Genomic DNA, 16,456 nt, shown 5'->3' with positions numbered 1-16,456 from the left:
GAGCCGGCGTCATTTGAGATAGGCGACGAGCAGGGACCACAAGGCTTCGGGAACGGGAGCCTGCTGCCACGTACGCCGGACCGCCGCACCGCGCGGGTCACCGCCGTCGGTGGCCAGGCCGCGCAGGCTCTGGTGCAACAGATCGGCCAGTACGCCCTGCATGGCGGTCGGCGTTCCCTGCGGCGGAAGGAAGAGGTCCACCAGTTCGGGCAGCCAACGCTCGAGGGTCTCCGGCAGGGCGCTCGGCGTGATCGTGCGAGTGGGGTCGAAGGGGTGCTCGGCCACGGTGTCACTGGTGAGGTGATCGGCGATCATCCCGGCGAGGCGGGGAGCCAGCAGCATGCCATTGCGGTAGGTGCCCGAAGCGATGAGGACCCGCGGATCGGCGGTGGGGCCGACCAGCGGAAGGTGGTCCAGTGTGAAAGGGCGGTACCCGACGCGGGCGCCGACGAGCTCCCCTTCGTACAGCTTGGTGCTGAGCTCCTCGCCCGACTCCCGCAGCAGGTCGTTGAGTTCCATGACCAGCGGGTAGGGGACGGCCCCCGAGGGGGAGAGGCGGTTGGTGGCTCCCACGTAGACCATGCCGTCGGTGCGGGGCACCAGGTGCATTCCACAGGCGAAGTCGCGCATGGGCGTGCGGATCGCGGTCGGCAGCGACATGGGAACGTGGCGCACCACCGCGCTGACCCCCTTGCCGGCCAGTATCGGCGGCAACGACAGTTCCAGGTCCGGACTGTTCGCCAGCAGGTCGTTCAGGCCGACGCCGACGGCCAGGACGACGCGCGGCGCACTGATCCGGGGCGCATCGGCACAGGTGATCGTCACCTCATCACCGGCCGACGGATGCAGGCCGGTGGCTTCCGATTCGGTCCACGTCACGTCCGCGTGGGCGAGGAGCGCCTCGGTCAGGGCGCTCATCAGCTCGCCCGAGTCGATGGTCGCCTCGCCGGGCAGCCACAGCGCGCCATGGGCGGTGCAGGACCGGGCCGGAGACAGGCCCGGCACATCGCCGGGGTCGTGGCGCTCCGCACGGTGGCCGTGGGCGACGGCCGCGTCGGCGATGGCGCTCAGTTCCGTCGCGTCCCCGCGGCCGCCGGTGGTGGCCACCACCCACAGTCCCGGCGTGAGGGTGAGGGGCCGGCCGCTCGCCTGCCGCAGCGGCGGCAGCCAGGAGTCGTACAGCTCCCGGGCGGCGACGCGTTCGCCGACCTCCAGGGCGACGCGTTCGGGACTGTCGGAGGCCGCCACCTCACTGAACGGCGCCAGCATCGCGCCCGCCGCCCGGGACGCCTGCCCCCGGTGCTCTCCCGAGCGCGGCCCGATCAGACGCACCCGCAGCCCTCGGCGGGCCGCCTCCCAGGCCGTCGCCAGGCCGATGACACCGGTGCCGACGACCGCGACGTCCATGTCACTGCGTAGCATCAGCCGGCTGTCCTTTCGGGTGGTACGCGGGAGACGGAGCGGGCAGCGCACCGGTTTCAGGCGGCTGCCGCGCACAGGGAACGCGCACGCTCCGCCACCCACCATCCGCACGGGCCCGGCCGCACGCACGCCCGGTTGCGCCGTCCGAGGCCCGCACGCCGGTGTCCGGCGAGCCGCCGGAAATGGTCCGCACGGCTGACTGTCACGGTCCGCGGTGGCGGGGTGCCGACAGCGGACGCGCCCCCTCGGGTTGTGTGGGCACCGCGGCAGCCGGCCGGACGCACCGGCGCCGGTCACCGCCCAGGCGCGACAGAAGGAGCCCCCTGTGGAAGACGTACCGGCGGACGCCTGGAGACAGCGGATCGACCGCACGGGCGACCCGGGACGCGAGCCCGGCCCGATCAACCTTCAGCGGTACGCGTTCGCACCCCCGTACGCCGGTATCGCCACGCTGTTCGGGCTGCCGCTCTGCCTCAACCAGGACGACCTGCGCGCGGGCAACGTCGACGTGGCGGTGCTGGGGGCACCGGTCGACATGTCCACCGGGCACCGGGGTGCCGCTTTCGGCCCGCGCGCCATCCGGGCGGACGAGCGGTGCCTGCCGAACACCCCGAACCTGCTCGTCAACCCCACCACGCGCATCAAGCCCTTCGAGGAGCTGACGGTCGTCGACTACGGAGACGCGGCGGTGGACCTGTTCAGCATCGACAACTCCATGGAACCGATCCGTGCCCTGGTCCGCGAGATCGCCGAGACGGGCGCCATTCCGATCGTGCTCGGCGGCGACCACTCGATCCTGTGGCCCGACGCCGCCGCCATGGCCGATGTCTACGGACCGGGCAAGGTCGGAGTCATCCACTTCGACGCGCACCCGGACTGCGCGCCCCACCTGGCGGGCCATCTCGCCTCGCACGCCACGCCGATCCGCCGGTTGATCGAGGACGAACACGTCCCCGGGCGCAACTTCATCCAGATCGGTCTGCGCAGCGCGATCGCACCCGACGAGGACCTGCTCGACTGGATGCGCGACAACCAGCTGCGCGCGCACTTCATGGCCGAGATCGACCGGCGCGGCTTCGACGCGGTCCTCCAGCAGGCCCTCGAAGAGGCGCTCGACGGTCCCGAGTACCTCTTCGTGTCCTTGGACATCGACGTGTTGGACCCGGCCTTCGCGCCCGGCACCGGCACCCCCGAACCGCCGGGGCTGACCAACCGCGAACTGCTGCCCGCCATCCGCCGCATCTGCCACGAGCTGCCGGTCGTCGGCATGGACATCGTCGAGGTGGCGCCCCACCTGGACCCCGGCTGCACCACCACGATGAACGCCCGCCGGGCCATCTTCGAGGCGGTGTCCGGAATCGCCATGCGACGCAAGGGTCTGCCCGGCCCGGACTACGTGGACCCGCGCGTCTCCGGACCGGCGCCCGACCGGCAGGGACCGGGCGGGTGAGCGGGGGGAATCAGTCGCCCGCGCCGGCCCCGGCGGGCTGTGTCACGGCCACGGCCACCTGCTCGCACAGGTTCTCCAGGAGATCGCTGGTGTGCTCGTGGTTCTGCGGCCCGGTGAGCACGTCGTCGATCCTGGTGCGGACGGCGACCAGCCGCGGCTCGCTCGCGTCCGCCTCTTCGAGGAGCTCCAGTACCCGGCCGGCCGCACCCAGGCAGCGCATCGGCCCGTAGTTCTTCGGCTCCTCCAGCAGCCCGCGGGCGCTGCTCAACAGGTTCGCGGCGAGCAGGACGAGATCCTCACGCACCGACGGCGGGAGTGTGCTGTCCGAAGACTTCATAGCTGATCACTTCGCTCCGGGGTCGACGCTTGGACATCTGACGTTCGCCTGCCGGGTGGCCCATCGGCACCATGAACACCGGCTCGATGTCGGCGGGAATGCCCAGCAGGACCCGCAGGACACCGGCCCGGAAACTGGTGACGGGGCAGGCGCCGAGCCCGTACGCGTGGGCCGTCAGCAGGAGAGTGTTGACGGCCATGGTCACGCACAGCTCCGGCGCGCCGTCGTGCGAGGCCAGATCGAGGCGGCCGCCGTCCACGCAGGCGACCACCACGACCCGGGGCTTTCCCACCAGCCCGGGAGAGAACGCCCTCAACCGCCGCAGGGCCACCGCGTCGCGCACCACGACGAAGGACCACGCCTGCGCGTTGCTCCCGGTGGGGGCCGACAGCATGGCGTCCAGCAGTTCCTCAAGGACTCGGTCCTCGATGGGATCACTGGTGTAACTGCGCACGGCACTGCGGGTACGCACGATCTGCGCGAAGGACTCCGGCGACAGGGCGTCACCATCTCGACCATCAGTCACATCTCAGATATAGCTTTCCCTCAGTCCCGCGGCCACCCGGGAGATCCGCCGGGGGAGTCGGGCAGGGGGACGCGCAGCGCGCTGCTCCCGCGCCGCCACGCGTCGAGGAGCCGGGCGCCGAGGCGGTCCTCCAGGAAGCCGGTGGCGCGGACCCCGAAGGCGACGTCGGCCTCGAGTGCGGGCTCCGCGGCCAAGAGGCCGCCGACGACGTCGCGGCGCACCACCTGCTCGTGCACGGCGTCCGCCTCCACGTGTTCGTCGTAGAACCGCTGGGCGGCCGGCCCCGCGCCCGCCCGGCGCAGCGCCGCCGCCAGCCGTCGCGAGCCGGGCGAGGACGTCACCTCGACCCAGGCGAAATGCCCGACGAGCGCCCCGCGATGGGCGCGGTGCAGGCCGAACAGGGACATGAGGTTCACGGTCGCGAGGACGTCGGCGGGGGCGGCGTCCACATAGTGGCCGTAGGACGTGTCCAGGTCGAGGTCGGCCATGAGCTCCGCGAAGAGCCTGGCGTGGATGTCGTCGGCGCGGCCCGCGCCGAACTCGTCGTACTCGATGGCGACCATCGCCGCCTTCGCCCGGCCGTGCAGCCGGGGGATGACCCAGGCGTGCGGGTCGGCTTCCTTCAGGTGGTACAGGGAGCGCAGCGCCGCGTACTCCCTGAGCTGCCAGAGCTCGCCGTCGCGCTGGAGGTGGTGGCTGACGCTCGCGTCGTCGTGCCCGACCGGTTCCACCAAGAGCTCGGACAGGGCCTGCTCCGCGTCTTCGCACGGGGGTACGTCGGCGCGCAGGGCGTCCAGGAAGCGGCGCTCCATCGCGCGTCGCAGGGCCAGCAGGCCCGGGTCCCACTCCCACTCGTCGGTGACCTCCGCGAAGCCTTGGTAGTGGAGTTCGTAGAGGATGTAGAGGGCGAGCTGGAGATCGTCGCCGTACGGGTCCGCGTGCTCGGCGTCCCGCGGGGAGGGGGCCGGGCCGCCGTTCCGCAGGGCGGCGAGCACGCCGCCGGACAGCTCGCCGCGGGGGGACGGCAGTTCGGGGCTGCGGTACCGCGATTCGGCGTGGGGCGGGACGGTGGGGCGCAGTTCGGCGGGGGCGGTCATGACGAGGCCTCCGGCTCCTCGGTCTCGGGCGCGGACGGCTTGTCCGCGTGCTGCTTCACCCGTCGGCGGTGGCTCGTGTCGCACCACGGGTACGTACGGCTGCGGCGGCAGGTGCAGATCGCGACCGCGAACCGCCGTGAGACGGAGACGGTCCCGTCGTCACCCACCACCTCGACCGGGCCCTCCACCAGGAGCGGCCCGTCGCGGTCGACCGTGACGCGGCGAGGTCGGTCAGCGGCGTTCGGCACGGATCACCACCAACTCCTCGCAGGTCTCGTCCTCGCCGATGAGGTTGCGCCGGCGCAGCCACGTCTCGCGGGAGCGCATCACCGGGCCGAAGGGGATGAACTCCCTTTCCACGACGGCGGGTTCCATGCCCCGGCTCGCGAGCCGCTCCAGTGAGGCGTCCACGTCGCACAGCGCGGAGTGCACCATCAGCAGGACACCGCCGACCCGCAGGGCGTCGGGAGCGGCGTCACAGACGCGGTCCACGACGGCGCGGCCGACGGGTCCGCCGTCCCACGCGCGCGCCGGGCCGCGCCGGGGGAGAAGCGGTGAAGGAGAGGGAACGTAGGGCGGGTTGCTGACCACGACGTCGTACGGTCCTGCCGGCACCCCGGTGGTCATGTCGCCGCGGCGCACGGTGACCGACTGCCTGGACAGCCGCGCGTTCAGCCAGGTGGACAGCACCGCGCGCCAGGAGATGTCGAGGGCCGTCACCCGCGCGCCCTGCCGGGCCGCCGTCACGGCGAGTGCCCCGGAGCCGGTTCCCAGGTCCAGTACGGAAGTGCCGTCACCGATGCGCTCGCGGTACAGGGCGCGGGCCAGCATCTCGGTGTCGTACTGCGGTGCGTATACGCCGGGCAGAGCGACCAGACGCGCCGGACGTGCCGGACGCGCCGGAGTCGGCATGGGCGACCGCGTGTGCGTGGTCATGTGGCATCTCCCGTCTGTGGGAACTGCACTAGAGGCTCCTCCTCCCACACTCCGCCCGTTCGTCACCTGTCACCACCCAGAGCGTGACAGGTAGTGATTTACGGTGACTTATTGCGAACAGTGTGGATTTGCTGCCTGCTTGGTCCTGACACTGGGTGCCCCCGGCGCGGTGATCCACACCTGCTGCCTGTCCGAACGCACCTGGCCGCCCGCTGTCGGGCCGTACGGGCTCAGTCCGCCGTCGTGTACCTGTGTCGCGCCCACGCGGGCAGCACGAACCAGCACAGCAGGTACCAGGCGACGACGCCGGTCACCAGCCAGGGCACCACGGAGTCGTCGGTGGCGACCCGCAGGATGAGGAGGAGGGCGGTCGTCAGGGTGCCGAGGAGGAGGATCAGGCCGACGAAGGTCAGCCGGGACGCCCACACCACCGCCTGCGGTTTGATCTTCCGGCCCGAGACGACGCGGTGGAACGAGACCGGCCCGATGAGGGCGCCCGTCGTCGCCGAGCCGAGCAGCACCGTCACGATGTAGATCGTCCGGTCGGTGTCGCTCAACTCCGTGAACCGCGGCGTGAAGACGACCGTCAGCAGGAAGCCGAAGAGGATCTGCACGCCGGTCTGCGCCACCCGCACTTCCTGGATGAGCTCGGTCCAGCGGCGGTCGGCGCGTTCACTCTCGGTCTCGCGGCGGTCGTCGTCCCGGGTCTCCGGTTCGGGCCGTCCCGCGGTCTTGCTGTTCGACGCGTCCACATCACAGAGTCTGACCACGAACCGGCGGATCGACAAACGGAAGCAGTCATGGTGATTCGAGTCGACGCGCGGGGGCAGGCGGGACGTTGAGCAACCGTTGTACCCGACCCCGAGGGAGGCACCCCCGTGCTGCTGGCGCACCCCGTCGTACTGGAAGACCTGCTGGAGCGCTACAAGGCGCTGGCCGTGCTCCGCGCCGACCAGGGAAGTGCCGAGAGCCGGCAGGCGTACGAGGACATCGCGTACAGCCTGTGCCTGGCCACCGGCACCAGCGACATCGACGCCGCGGTCGTCGCGGCGGGCCACCGGCTGCCGGGTGCCAGGACCCTGGACGACTCGGTGCTTTCGGCGTGAGGGTCACCGCCCCGGGGTGCCCGCGGGCACCCCGGGACTCAGTGGTTCACTCCGCGGCGCCGTACCAGACCGTCGTGGCGTTGCAGAACTCGCGGATGCCGTGGCCCGACAGCTCACGGCCGTAACCGGAGCGCTTGATGCCGCCGAAGGGCAGGCCCGGGTGCGAGGCGGTCATGCCGTTGAAGAAGACGCCGCCCGCCTGGAGGTCGCGTACGCACCGCGCGATGTCGGCGTCGTCGCGGGTCCACACGTTCGAACTCAGGCCGAACGGCGTGTCGTTGGCGAGTTCCACCGCCTCGTCGAGGTCCGCGACGCGGTAGAGCGTGGCGACAGGCCCGAACGTCTCCTCGCGGTGGATCCGCATCTCGGGAGTGACGTCCGCAAGGACCGTCGGGGAGTAGAACCAGCCCCGCTCCAGCTCCTTGGGGCGCTCGCCGCCGCACAGCGCCGTGGCGCCCCGGTTCAGCGCGTCCTCGACGAGCTCCTCCAGATCCGCCCGGCCCTGCTCGCTCGACAGCGGGCCCACGTCGGTGTCCTCGTCCATCGGGTCGCCCACGGTCAACTCCCGCATGCCGGCGACGAATCGGTCGCGGAAGGCGTCGTAGACGTCGGCGTGCACGATGAAGCGCTTGGCGGCGATGCAGGACTGGCCGTTGTTCTGGACCCGGGCGGTCACCGCGGTCGCGGCAGCCCGCTCGACATCGGCGCTGGGCAGCACCAGATACGGGTCGCTGCCGCCCAGTTCCAGCACCGTCTTCTTGATCTCGTCGCCCGCGACGGACGCCACCGAGCGTCCCGCGGGCTCGCTGCCGGTGAGGGTCGCCGCGGCCACCCGCCGGTCGCGCAGGATGTCCTCGACCTCGCCCGAGCCGATCAGCAGCGTCTGGAAGCAGCCTTCCGGGTAGCCGGCGCGGCGGAAGAGGTCCTGGAGGTAGAGGGCGGTCCTCGGCACGTTCGAGGCGTGTTTGAGCAGGGCGACGTTGCCCGCCATGAGGGCGGGGGCGGCGAAGCGGACGACCTGCCAGAGCGGGAAGTTCCACGGCATCACGGCCAGGACGACGCCCAGCGGACGGTAGTGGACGACCGCCCGGGACGCGCCGGAGTCGGACACGTCGTCCTGCGCGGGCTGCTCGTCGGCGAGCAGCCCCTCGGCGCGCTCCGCGTACCAGCGCATGGCCTTGACGCACTTCGCGGCCTCCGCCCTGGCGGCCTTCACCGGCTTGCCCATCTCGGTCGTCATGGTGCGGGCGATGTCCGCGGCGTCCTCCTCCAGGAGGTCGGCGGCGCGGTTGAGCAGCCGCGCGCGCTCGGCGAAGCCGGTGGTGCGGTGGTGGGCGTACGCGGATTCCGCTGCCGCGAGGCGTTGCTGGATCTCGGCGGCGGACAGCGGCTCGAAGGTTTCGAGGGTCTCACCGGTGGCCGGGTCGACCGTGGCGATGGGCATGCGGTTCCTCCTCGGGGTGCCCGGGGCCCGGCGGGACCGGGGCGGAGCGGCTCCGAGCGACGGGGCCCCGGAATGTTCACCGTAGGGCGACCCGCGTGCGGGGGCATGCCGGAGGGGGCCGCCCGGTGCCGTGGGGCGGCTGCCCGCCCCACGGCGAGGTGATCGATCGGTACGGCGGGGTGGTCAGTCCGTGGAGAGCGCCTCCAGGAGCTGGCCCGCCTTGGGGTCGGTCAGCGCGCGGGCGGCGTCGGCGAGCGCGACCATGCCCACCAGGGAGCGCCCGTCGATCACGGGGAGCCGGCGCACCTTGTGCGAGGTCATGGTCGCGAAGACCTCGTCGACGCTGTCGTCCGCGCCGATGGTGACGGCCTCGGCCTGCGCGAGCTCCCCCACGAGGACCTTCGAGGGGTCCTTGCCCTTGCCCAGGACCTTCACCACGATGTCCCGGTCGGTGATGACGCCCTTGAGCCGGTTGTCGGTCCCGCAGATGGGCAGGGCACCGACGCCCAGCTCGGTGATCTTGGTGGCCGCCTGGAGCACGGTCTCCTCGGCTCCGGCGCACTCCGCGCCCGGCGTCATGATCTCGCGTGCGGTGGTCATGTGGATCTCCTTGGCGGTCGGCGTACTGTTCGGCCTCGTCGTCCATGCGGTGGACCGGGCCGTTGTCGCCGACCGGGTGCCCAGTGTGCGAGGGGGTAACACCCTGTCGCGGTAGAGCTTTCGGCCGCTCAGAGACCGAGGTCGGTGAGGCCGGGGTGGTCGTCGGGGCGGCGGCCGAGCGGCCAGTGGTACAGGCGGTCGGACTCCCGGATGGGCAGGTCGTTGATGGAGGCGTGACGGGTGTGCATCAGGCCGCTGTCGTCGAACTCCCAGTTCTCGTTGCCGTACGAGCGGAACCAGTGGCCGGAGTCGTCCCGCCATTCGTAGGCGAAGCGCACCGCGATGCGGTGGCCGTCGTGCGCCCACAGTTCCTTGATGAGCCGGTAGTCGAGCTCGCGGGCCCACTTGCGGGACAGGAGGCCGACGATGGCCTCGCGTCCCGTGACGAACTCCGCGCGGTTGCGCCAGCGGGAGTTCTCGCTGTAGGCGAGGGCCACCTTCTCGGGGTCGCGGCTGTTCCAGCCGTCCTCGGCGAGGCGCACCTTCTCGATCGCGGTCTCCCGGGTGAAGGGCGGGACAGGAGGACGGGTGGTCGTGGCTTCTGTGACCTCCGTGGCTTCCGTGGCTGTCGTGGCTGGGATCGCGTTCATGAAGGGTGTGCTCCTCGCTGAAGCCGGTGGGGAGAACGGGCGTTCTCCATCGGGCTCGCCACGATAGGAGAACGGTCGTTCTCGCGCAATGGTGCGAGGCTTCCTTGGCGCGTAGTACGGTTGGAGAACGCACGTTCTCGACCGGTGGGAAGCCTCCATGGATCACGCGGAAGCGGAAGTCAGACTCCTCGACGCCGCCGAACGGCTCTTCTACGAGCGCGGTATCCAGGCGGTCGGCATGGACGAGGTCCGCACCGCATCGGGTGTCTCGCTCAAGCGGCTCTACCGGGTCTTCCCCTCCAAGTCGCAGCTGGTCCGTGCCTACCTGGACCGCCGCGACCGCCGCTGGCGGGCCCGCCTCGCCGCCCATGTGGAGAGCCGCCCCGAGGGCCGGGAGCGCGTCCTCGCGGTCTACGACTGGCTGTACGACTGGTTCACCGAACCGGACTTCCGCGGCTGCGCCTTCATCAACGCGTACGGGGAGCTGGGGGCCGTCGACCCCGCGGTGACCGACACCGTCCGAGCGCACAAGGAGGCGTTCGCGGAGTACGTGGCCGGTCTGGTGGCGGACGCGGGGGAGCCGGAGTCGGCCGTGGGTCCTCTGGTCCTGCTCGCGGAAGGAGCCATGACGGCCGCCGCGATCTCCGGCTCACCCGAACCGGCACGCCGAGCCAGGGACGGCGCGGCCCGGTTGCTGGCGGCGTAGCGCCGGGCGGGCCCCAAGGAAGGGGACCCGCCCGGGCCGTACCGGCAAATCGAGGTCGGTCGTGGGTCAGCAGCTCAGGTTGGAGCCCGGGGTGGTGCCCAGGATCTGCGTGAAGGCCTTGTAGCGGTCGATGCGGCTCTGGACCTGGGCGGGGTTGCCGCCGTTGCACTCCAGGGTGCCGTTGATGGCGCGGATGGTCTCGCCGAACCCGGCGCCGTTGACCATGGCGTTGTGCGGGGTCATGGTGCCAGGGCCGCTCTGGGTGTTCCAGTACCAGAGGCCCGTCTGCCAGGCGATGGCCGGGTTCTGCTCGACCAGGTAGGGGTTGTTGAGCAGGTCGATGCCGAGTGCGTCACCCGCCGCCTTGTAGTTGAAGTTCCAGCTCAGCTGGATCGGACCGCGGCCGTAGTACGCGGCCTGTCCCGCCGGGCAGCCGTAGGGCTGGGTCTTGTCGCAGTAGTGGGGGTAGTTGTTCTGGTTCTGCTCGACCACGTACTTCAGGCCGCCCGTCTCGTGGCTGACGTTCGCGAGGAACGCCGCCGCCTCCTGGCGCTTGACGGTGTCGCTGCCGGTGTTCGCGAAGCCCGGGTAGGACTTGAGCGCGTCGGTGAGGCCCTTGTACGTGTAGAACGAGTTCCGGCTCGGGAACATCTGGTTGAACTGGGACTCGCTGACGACGAAGCCGGACGGGTCGGGGTTGCCCGGGTCCGTCCCGCCGCCGCAGGTGCCCTGGTCGGCCCAGACGTCTGAGCGGCCCGGGGTCTCGTTCTGGGTCCACCACTTGGCGGTCCAGTTGTGTCCGTTGTACGAGGCCGACTTGCCGCCGGTGTAGACGGACGAGGAGCTCCAGGGCGCGGCGCACTCGGCGGCGGACGCCGTGGTGGCGGCCGGGCCGAGGACGATCAGCGCGCCGAGCGCGGCGAGCGCGGCCGCGAAGCCGGTGAAGCGTCGGATCATGCCAACTCTCCTTATGGGCGGCGCGGTTTGCGGGGGGCCGCGCCTCCAGGGGTCCCACGAACCCAAGCGAAAATGGTCTGAACCTGTCAAGGTCTAGACCAGAGCTGGAAGGTAAAGCCTCGTTTGACAGCCGAAAACATGGGATGTTCCCATGTCTCCACGCCCGAGAGAAGAGAAGGTGCCGACCGATGCCGTTGCGCAGTGCCGCCCGGACCAGCCTCGTCGACCTCGTCATCGCCCAGATGGAGAGCCTCATCGCCGACGGCGAGTGGCGGGTCGGCGAGAAGATCCCGGCCGAGCCGCTGCTCGTGGAGCAGCTCGCCGTCGGGCGCAACACCGTCCGGGAGGCGCTCCGCGCGCTCGTGCACACCGGCATGCTGGAGCCCCGGCAGGGCGACGGCACCTATGTCCGGGCGAGCAGCGACTTCGGCGCGGCCGTGCAGCGCAGGGTGCGCAGGGCCGGCGTCCTGGAGGCGTACGAGGTCCGCGCCAGTCTGGAGCGGGACGCCGCCCGGTACGCGGCGGAGCGCCGCACGGACGAGGACCTCGCGACGCTGCGGGCCGCTCTCGCCGAGCGCAACCTGGCGTGGGAGAGCGGGAACACGGCCGCGTTCGTCGACGCGGACATGGCCTTCCACCGGACGGTCGCCGACGCGGCGCACAACAGTGTCCTCGCCGAGCTGTACGGACACCTCAGTGACGCCCTGCGCTCCACGGTGCAGTCCGTCATCGGCGCACCCGTCCCGGACTCGGTGCGCCACCAGCTGGCGGGCCACGAGGCGATCGTCGACGCCATCGAGGCGCGGGACCCCGAGGCCGCGGAGGCCGCGGTGCTCGCCCATCTCGACGAGGGCATGGCCGCACTGCGGGAACACCCGCCCGCCGCCGACCCCGCGCCGGACGCCACCCCCGACACCGCGTTCGGCGCCGACAAGGCAGACGAGGCAGACGAGGCAGACAAGGCCGGCAAGGCCGGCAAGCACGAATCAGGAGCAGCACATGAATGAGCCGGCACCGGCGCCCGCGGAGGCCGCGCACGTCGGCACGACCACGGCGACCGTGGCCCCGCCGGGTCCCGCGGCCTCCCCGGTGACCCGGCGCGGCGCCCTCTACCTGGCCCTCGGTGTCGTGCTCCTGGCGCTCAACCTGCGCCCCGCCCTCGTCGCCGTCTCCCCGCTCGCCGACACCATCCGCGACGACAGCGGCATGTCGGCCGCCGCGACCAGCCTGCTCACCGCGTTGCCGCTGCTCTGTTTCGGGCTGCTCGCGCCCGTCGCGCCCCGGCTCGGCCGCGGGCTCGGCATGGAGCGGTCGCTGCTCGGCACGATGGTGCTGATCTGCGCGGGCACGGCCCTGCGCATGCTCGACTCGGTCGTCGCGCTCTTCGCGGGCACCGTCGTCATCGGCGCGGGCATCGCCGTCGCCAACGTCCTGCTGCCCGGTCTCATCAAGCGTGACTTCCCCGCGAGGGCGGGCCTGATGACCGGCCTGTACTCGATGTCGCTGTTCGGCGGCGCGGCGCTCGCCGCCGGTGTGACGCTGCCCGTGCAGCAGGCGAGCGGCATGAACTGGCGGACCACGCTCGCCTGTTGGGGCGCGCTCGCGGTCGTCGCGCTGTTCGTGTGGCTGCCGCAGATCCGGTCGCGTACGCGGGTGAGCGCCGCGGCGGCACGGCAGGCCGCACATCCCGTGCGCGGCCTGTGGCGCTCCCCGCTGGCCTGGCAGGTCACCGCGTACATGGGCCTGCAGTCCCTCAACTACTACGCGGCCGCCGCCTGGCTGCCGACCGTCTTCCAGGACGCGGGGATGGGCGCGGGCGACGCGGGCTGGATGCTCTCCTTCTCCTCGCTGCTCGGCATCGCGGGCTCCTTCCTGGCGCCGGTGATCGTCGGCCGCAGGCTGCGCTCCGGCACCCTCGCCGTGCTCGGTGCCGTCCTGTGCGCGCTCGGCTTCGCCGGACTGCTCGCCGCGCCGGTCGGCGGCGCCTATCTGTGGATGACGCTGCTCGGCCTCGGCCAGGGCGCGGCCATCAGCCTGGCGCTGCTCTTCATCGTGCAGCGGGCGCCCGACGCCCGGCACGCGGCACAACTCTCCAGCATGTCGCAGTGTTTCGGGTACATCCTCGCCGCCACCGGGCCGACCCTCCTGGGCGCCGTCCACGACGTCTCGCACAGCTGGACCGTGCCGCTCGTCCTCCTGCTCGTCCTGCTGGTGCCCCAGGTCGTGGCCGGGCTCGGCGCCGCACGCGACCGGCACGTGGCGGGCATCGGCTGACACCGAGTCGGGCAGGATGCATCCGGTGCGGTCCTCCACGGCCCGCCGTGTCGGATCGAGAAGGGTGCAGCGATGACGGATTCGGCCCCCGGGCGGCTCGCGGTCTCACGGGCGACGCCCGACGACTGGCGCGTGGTGACGGGCTGGGCGGCGGACGAGGGCTGGAACCCCGGCCTCGCCGACACCCCCTCGTTCTTCGCGCAGGACCCCGACGGCTTCTTCCTGGGGCGCCTCGACGGCGAACCGGTCTCCGCGGTCTCCGTGGTCAACTACGGCGACAGCTATGCCTTCCTGGGCTTCTACCTGGTCCGCCCCGACCGGCGCGGCCGCGGCCTCGGGCTCGCCACCTGGCGGGCGGGGCTCGCGCACGCCGGGGGCAGGACCGTCGGCCTGGACGGCGTCCCCGCCCAGCAGGACAACTACCGCCGCTCCGGCTTCGAGTGGCGGCACGGCACGCTGCGCTACATCGGCCCGCTGCCCGCCGGCGACGCGCCCGACCGGCACGTGCGCCCCGTCGAGGCCGCGGGCCTGCGGGCGCTCCTGGCGTACGACAGCGCATGCCTGCCCGCCGACCGGCCGCGCTTCCTGGAGTCCTGGCTCGCCGCCCCCGGCCACCGCGCCCTCGCCCGCATCGTCGACGGCAGACTGACCGGGTACGGAGTGCTCCGCCCCGGCCGCGACGCCCTGCGCGTCGGCCCGCTGTTCGCCGACACCCGCGCCGACGCCGAGGCGCTCCTGGACGCGCTGGCCGCGGAGGCGGACGGCGCGCCCGTCGCGATGGACGTGCCCGAGACCAACCCGGAGGCGGTGGCGCTCGCCGAGACGCGCGGCATGAAACCCACCTTCGACACCGCCCGCATGTACACGGGACCGATCAGGGAGTACGCGGAACGGCGGGTCTTCGGCGTCACCTCGCTCGAACTCGGCTAGGTGAAAGCGGCGGTCGAGGCTTGACCTCAAGTTTAGTTGAGGTTCTAACCTTCCGGTATGAGCATGGAAACGACCGCGTGGACGCAGATGTACAGCGTCATGACCGCGCAGCAGGACCGCCGCCCCTTCGCCCGGGCCACGCTGCGCCGCATCGGCGCCTTCGCCCGTCCCCACCGCCGACGCATCTGGCAGTTCGTGCTGCTGAGCGTCCTCACCGCACTGCTCGCCGTGGCAACTCCCGTCCTCGCGGGGCATGTTGTCACAGCCATCGTCAAGGGCTCCGACTCCTCGACCGTCGTGCGGTACGCCGTGCTCATCGCCGTGATCGCCCTCGCCGAGGCCGGCCTCGGACTGCTGAGCCGCTGGCTGTCGGCGAACCTCGGCGAAGGGCTCATCCTCGATCTGCGGACCGCCGTCTTCGACCACGTGCAGCGGATGCCCGTCGCCTTCTTCACCCGCACCCGCACGGGCGCGCTGGTCAGCCGCCTCAACAACGACGTGGTCGGCGCGCAGCGGGCGTTCAGCAACACCCTGTCCGGCGTCGTCGGGAACATCGTCACGCTGCTGCTGACCCTCGTCGTCATGCTGACGCTCTCCTGGCAGATCACCCTCCTCGCGCTGGTGCTGCTGCCCGTCTTCGTCGTGCCCGCACGCCGCATGGGCTCCCGCATGGCGGGACTCCAGCGCGAGGCCGCCCACCACAACGCGGCCATGGGCACCCGCATGACCGAGCGCTTCTCGGCGCCCGGCGCCACCCTCATCAAGCTCTTCGGCCGGCCCGCCGACGAGTCCGCCGAGTTCGCCGCGCGGGCCCGCCGGGTGCGGGACATCGGCGTACGGACAGCCATGGCGCAGTCCGCGTTCATCACCGCGCTCACCCTGGTGTCGGCCCTCGCGCTGGCGCTCGTCTACGGCCTCGGCGGGTACTTCGCGCTGGAAGGGACGCTGGCCGCGGGCGACGTCGTCGCGCTGGCCCTGCTGCTCACCCGGCTCTACGCGCCGCTGACCTCGCTGGCCGGGGCGCGCGTCGAGGTGATGAGCGCGCTCGTCAGCTTCGAGCGGGTCTTCGAGGTGCTCGACCTGAAGCCGCTCATCGAGGAGAAGGCCGAGCCGGTGCCGGTGCCCGACGGGCCCGTGGCCATCGAGTTCGACAACGTCCGGTTCGGCTATCCGTCCGCCGACAAGGTCTCCCTCGCCTCCCTCGAGGAGGTCGCCTCGCTCGACACCCGCGGCGGCGACGAAGTCCTGCACGGACTGTCCTTCCGCGCCGAGCCCGGCCAGACCATCGCGCTCGTCGGCTCCTCCGGAGCGGGCAAGTCGACCATCGCGCAGCTGCTGCCGCGCCTGTACGACACCGACGAGGGCGCCGTGCGGATCGGCGGCGTCGACGTGCGGGACCTGTCCGCCGAATCGATGCGGGCCACCCTCGGCATGGTGACGCAGGACGGCCACCTCTTCCACGAGTCCGTCCGCGACAACCTGCTCCTCGCGCGGCCCGGCGCGAGCGAGGACGAGCTGTGGGACGTGCTGCGGCGAGCCCGCCTCGAAGACCTCGTACGCTCGCTGCCCGACGGCCTGGACACCGTGGTCGGCGAGCGCGGATACCGCCTCTCCGGCGGTGAGCGGCAGCGCATGACCATCGCGCGGCTGCTCCTCGCCGGGCAGCGCGTCGTCATCCTCGACGAGGCGACGGCCCACCTGGACAACACCTCCGAGGCCGCCGTGCAGGAGGCGCTGGCCGAGGCGCTCGAAGGCCGTACCGCCGTGGTGATCGCGCACCGGCTGTCCACGGTCCGCTCCGCCGACCAGATCCTCGTCGTCGAGGCGGGCCGGATCGTCGAACGCGGCACGCATGACGAGCTGCTGGCCTTGGACGGGCGGTACGCGGAGCTGTACCGGACGCAGTTCGCCAAGGGCACCGAGCCGGTGGACCCGCCGGAGGTCGTGACGGCGGCCTGAGCGCCGGGTCAGTCGTGGCGGCGGCCCGGGGTCGGGCCGCCGCGTCGCGGGCCACGAGCCCG

18 protein-coding genes are annotated in these 16,456 nt (G+C 71.9%); 7 read left to right on the top strand and 11 right to left on the bottom strand.

What is annotated here, in order from left to right; all coding sequences use genetic code 11:
* Positions 1–9: 9 nt before the first annotated feature.
* Complete coding sequence (locus ACH4D5_RS05660) at positions 10–1,422, bottom strand: NAD(P)/FAD-dependent oxidoreductase (protein ID WP_398298941.1); 1,413 nt, start codon at positions 1,420–1,422, stop codon at positions 10–12.
* A gap of 325 nt (positions 1,423–1,747) precedes the next feature.
* Between ACH4D5_RS05660 and ACH4D5_RS05655 the strand changes: the two genes are divergently transcribed.
* Positions 1,748–2,872 carry an agmatinase family protein gene (locus ACH4D5_RS05655; protein ID WP_398298939.1) on the top strand — a complete coding sequence of 375 codons (1,125 nt, stop codon included), beginning with the start codon at positions 1,748–1,750 and terminating at the stop codon, positions 2,870–2,872.
* Between the two features lie 10 nt (positions 2,873–2,882).
* On the opposite strand, the gene ACH4D5_RS05650 is transcribed toward ACH4D5_RS05655, so the two are convergent.
* From ACH4D5_RS05650 to ACH4D5_RS05625, 6 genes are all read right to left on the bottom strand, one after another.
* Positions 2,883–3,176: a DUF6092 family protein gene (locus tag ACH4D5_RS05650; RefSeq protein WP_398298937.1), complete on the bottom strand. Its 294-nt coding sequence runs from the start codon at positions 3,174–3,176 to the stop codon at positions 2,883–2,885.
* The gene (locus tag ACH4D5_RS05645) at positions 3,169–3,735 is read right to left on the bottom strand and encodes a nitroreductase family protein (protein WP_398298935.1); all 567 of its coding nucleotides are present in this window, start codon (positions 3,733–3,735) and stop codon (positions 3,169–3,171) included. The genes ACH4D5_RS05650 and ACH4D5_RS05645 overlap by 8 nt, the downstream gene beginning before the upstream one ends.
* A gap of 20 nt (positions 3,736–3,755) precedes the next feature.
* Entirely contained in the window at positions 3,756–4,832 is a 1,077-nt protein-coding gene (locus ACH4D5_RS05640) for an iron-containing redox enzyme family protein (RefSeq protein WP_398298933.1), read from the bottom strand.
* Positions 4,829–5,080: a CDGSH iron-sulfur domain-containing protein gene (locus ACH4D5_RS05635; RefSeq protein ID WP_398298931.1), complete on the bottom strand. Its 252-nt coding sequence runs from the start codon at positions 5,078–5,080 to the stop codon at positions 4,829–4,831. Before ACH4D5_RS05635 ends, ACH4D5_RS05640 begins: the two co-directional genes overlap by 4 nt.
* On the bottom strand, positions 5,064–5,768 hold the full coding sequence (locus ACH4D5_RS05630) for a HemK2/MTQ2 family protein methyltransferase (RefSeq protein WP_398298929.1): 705 nt from the start codon (positions 5,766–5,768) through the stop codon (positions 5,064–5,066). Before ACH4D5_RS05630 ends, ACH4D5_RS05635 begins: the two co-directional genes overlap by 17 nt.
* A gap of 230 nt (positions 5,769–5,998) precedes the next feature.
* Positions 5,999–6,520, bottom strand: coding sequence for a DUF6328 family protein (locus ACH4D5_RS05625; RefSeq protein WP_398298927.1), 522 nt, complete (start codon positions 6,518–6,520; stop codon positions 5,999–6,001).
* A gap of 126 nt (positions 6,521–6,646) precedes the next feature.
* Between ACH4D5_RS05625 and ACH4D5_RS05620 the strand changes: the two genes are divergently transcribed.
* Positions 6,647–6,874 (top strand): DUF5133 domain-containing protein, encoded by a 228-nt coding sequence (locus ACH4D5_RS05620; RefSeq protein ID WP_398298925.1) that lies wholly within the window; start codon positions 6,647–6,649, stop codon positions 6,872–6,874.
* 46 nt (positions 6,875–6,920) lie between these two features.
* On the opposite strand, the gene ACH4D5_RS05615 is transcribed toward ACH4D5_RS05620, so the two are convergent.
* The 3 genes from ACH4D5_RS05615 to ACH4D5_RS05605 form a co-directional block, all read right to left on the bottom strand.
* Positions 6,921–8,318, bottom strand: a complete 1,398-nt coding sequence (locus ACH4D5_RS05615; RefSeq protein ID WP_398298923.1) for an NADP-dependent succinic semialdehyde dehydrogenase — start codon at positions 8,316–8,318, stop codon at positions 6,921–6,923.
* A 183-nt stretch (positions 8,319–8,501) separates the two neighbouring features.
* Complete coding sequence (locus tag ACH4D5_RS05610; protein WP_398298921.1) at positions 8,502–8,918, bottom strand: CBS domain-containing protein; 417 nt, start codon at positions 8,916–8,918, stop codon at positions 8,502–8,504.
* Positions 8,919–9,046: 128 nt separating this feature from the next.
* On the bottom strand, positions 9,047–9,568 hold the full coding sequence (locus ACH4D5_RS05605) for a DUF1348 family protein (RefSeq protein WP_398298919.1): 522 nt from the start codon (positions 9,566–9,568) through the stop codon (positions 9,047–9,049).
* A gap of 157 nt (positions 9,569–9,725) precedes the next feature.
* On the opposite strand from ACH4D5_RS05605, the gene ACH4D5_RS05600 reads away from it, so the two are divergent.
* On the top strand, positions 9,726–10,274 hold the full coding sequence (locus tag ACH4D5_RS05600; RefSeq protein WP_398298917.1) for a TetR/AcrR family transcriptional regulator: 549 nt from the start codon (positions 9,726–9,728) through the stop codon (positions 10,272–10,274).
* 66 nt (positions 10,275–10,340) lie between these two features.
* On the opposite strand, the gene ACH4D5_RS05595 is transcribed toward ACH4D5_RS05600, so the two are convergent.
* On the bottom strand, positions 10,341–11,231 hold the full coding sequence (locus tag ACH4D5_RS05595; protein WP_398298915.1) for a glycoside hydrolase family 19 protein: 891 nt from the start codon (positions 11,229–11,231) through the stop codon (positions 10,341–10,343).
* A gap of 188 nt (positions 11,232–11,419) precedes the next feature.
* Here ACH4D5_RS05595 and ACH4D5_RS05590 point away from each other — a divergent pair, with 188 nt between their 5' ends.
* The 4 genes from ACH4D5_RS05590 (at position 11,420) to ACH4D5_RS05575 (ending at position 16,394) form a co-directional block, all read left to right on the top strand.
* Positions 11,420–12,238 (top strand): FadR/GntR family transcriptional regulator, encoded by an 819-nt coding sequence (locus ACH4D5_RS05590; protein WP_398298913.1) that lies wholly within the window; start codon positions 11,420–11,422, stop codon positions 12,236–12,238.
* A complete protein-coding gene (locus tag ACH4D5_RS05585; RefSeq protein ID WP_398298911.1) occupies positions 12,231–13,505 on the top strand; it encodes a CynX/NimT family MFS transporter in 1,275 nt (424 codons plus the stop codon). The genes ACH4D5_RS05590 and ACH4D5_RS05585 overlap by 8 nt, the downstream gene beginning before the upstream one ends.
* A gap of 72 nt (positions 13,506–13,577) precedes the next feature.
* The gene (locus ACH4D5_RS05580; protein ID WP_398298909.1) at positions 13,578–14,435 is read left to right on the top strand and encodes a GNAT family N-acetyltransferase; all 858 of its coding nucleotides are present in this window, start codon (positions 13,578–13,580) and stop codon (positions 14,433–14,435) included.
* Between the two features lie 57 nt (positions 14,436–14,492).
* Positions 14,493–16,394 carry an ABC transporter ATP-binding protein gene (locus tag ACH4D5_RS05575; RefSeq protein ID WP_398298907.1) on the top strand — a complete coding sequence of 634 codons (1,902 nt, stop codon included), beginning with the start codon at positions 14,493–14,495 and terminating at the stop codon, positions 16,392–16,394.
* The last annotated feature ends 62 nt before the right edge of the window (positions 16,395–16,456 follow it).

The sequence above is a fragment of the Streptomyces sp. NPDC018029 genome (genome assembly GCF_044327655.1).
Lineage (GTDB): Bacteria > Actinomycetota > Actinomycetes > Streptomycetales > Streptomycetaceae > Streptomyces.
This window is presented reverse-complemented; position numbering and strand designations above follow the sequence as displayed.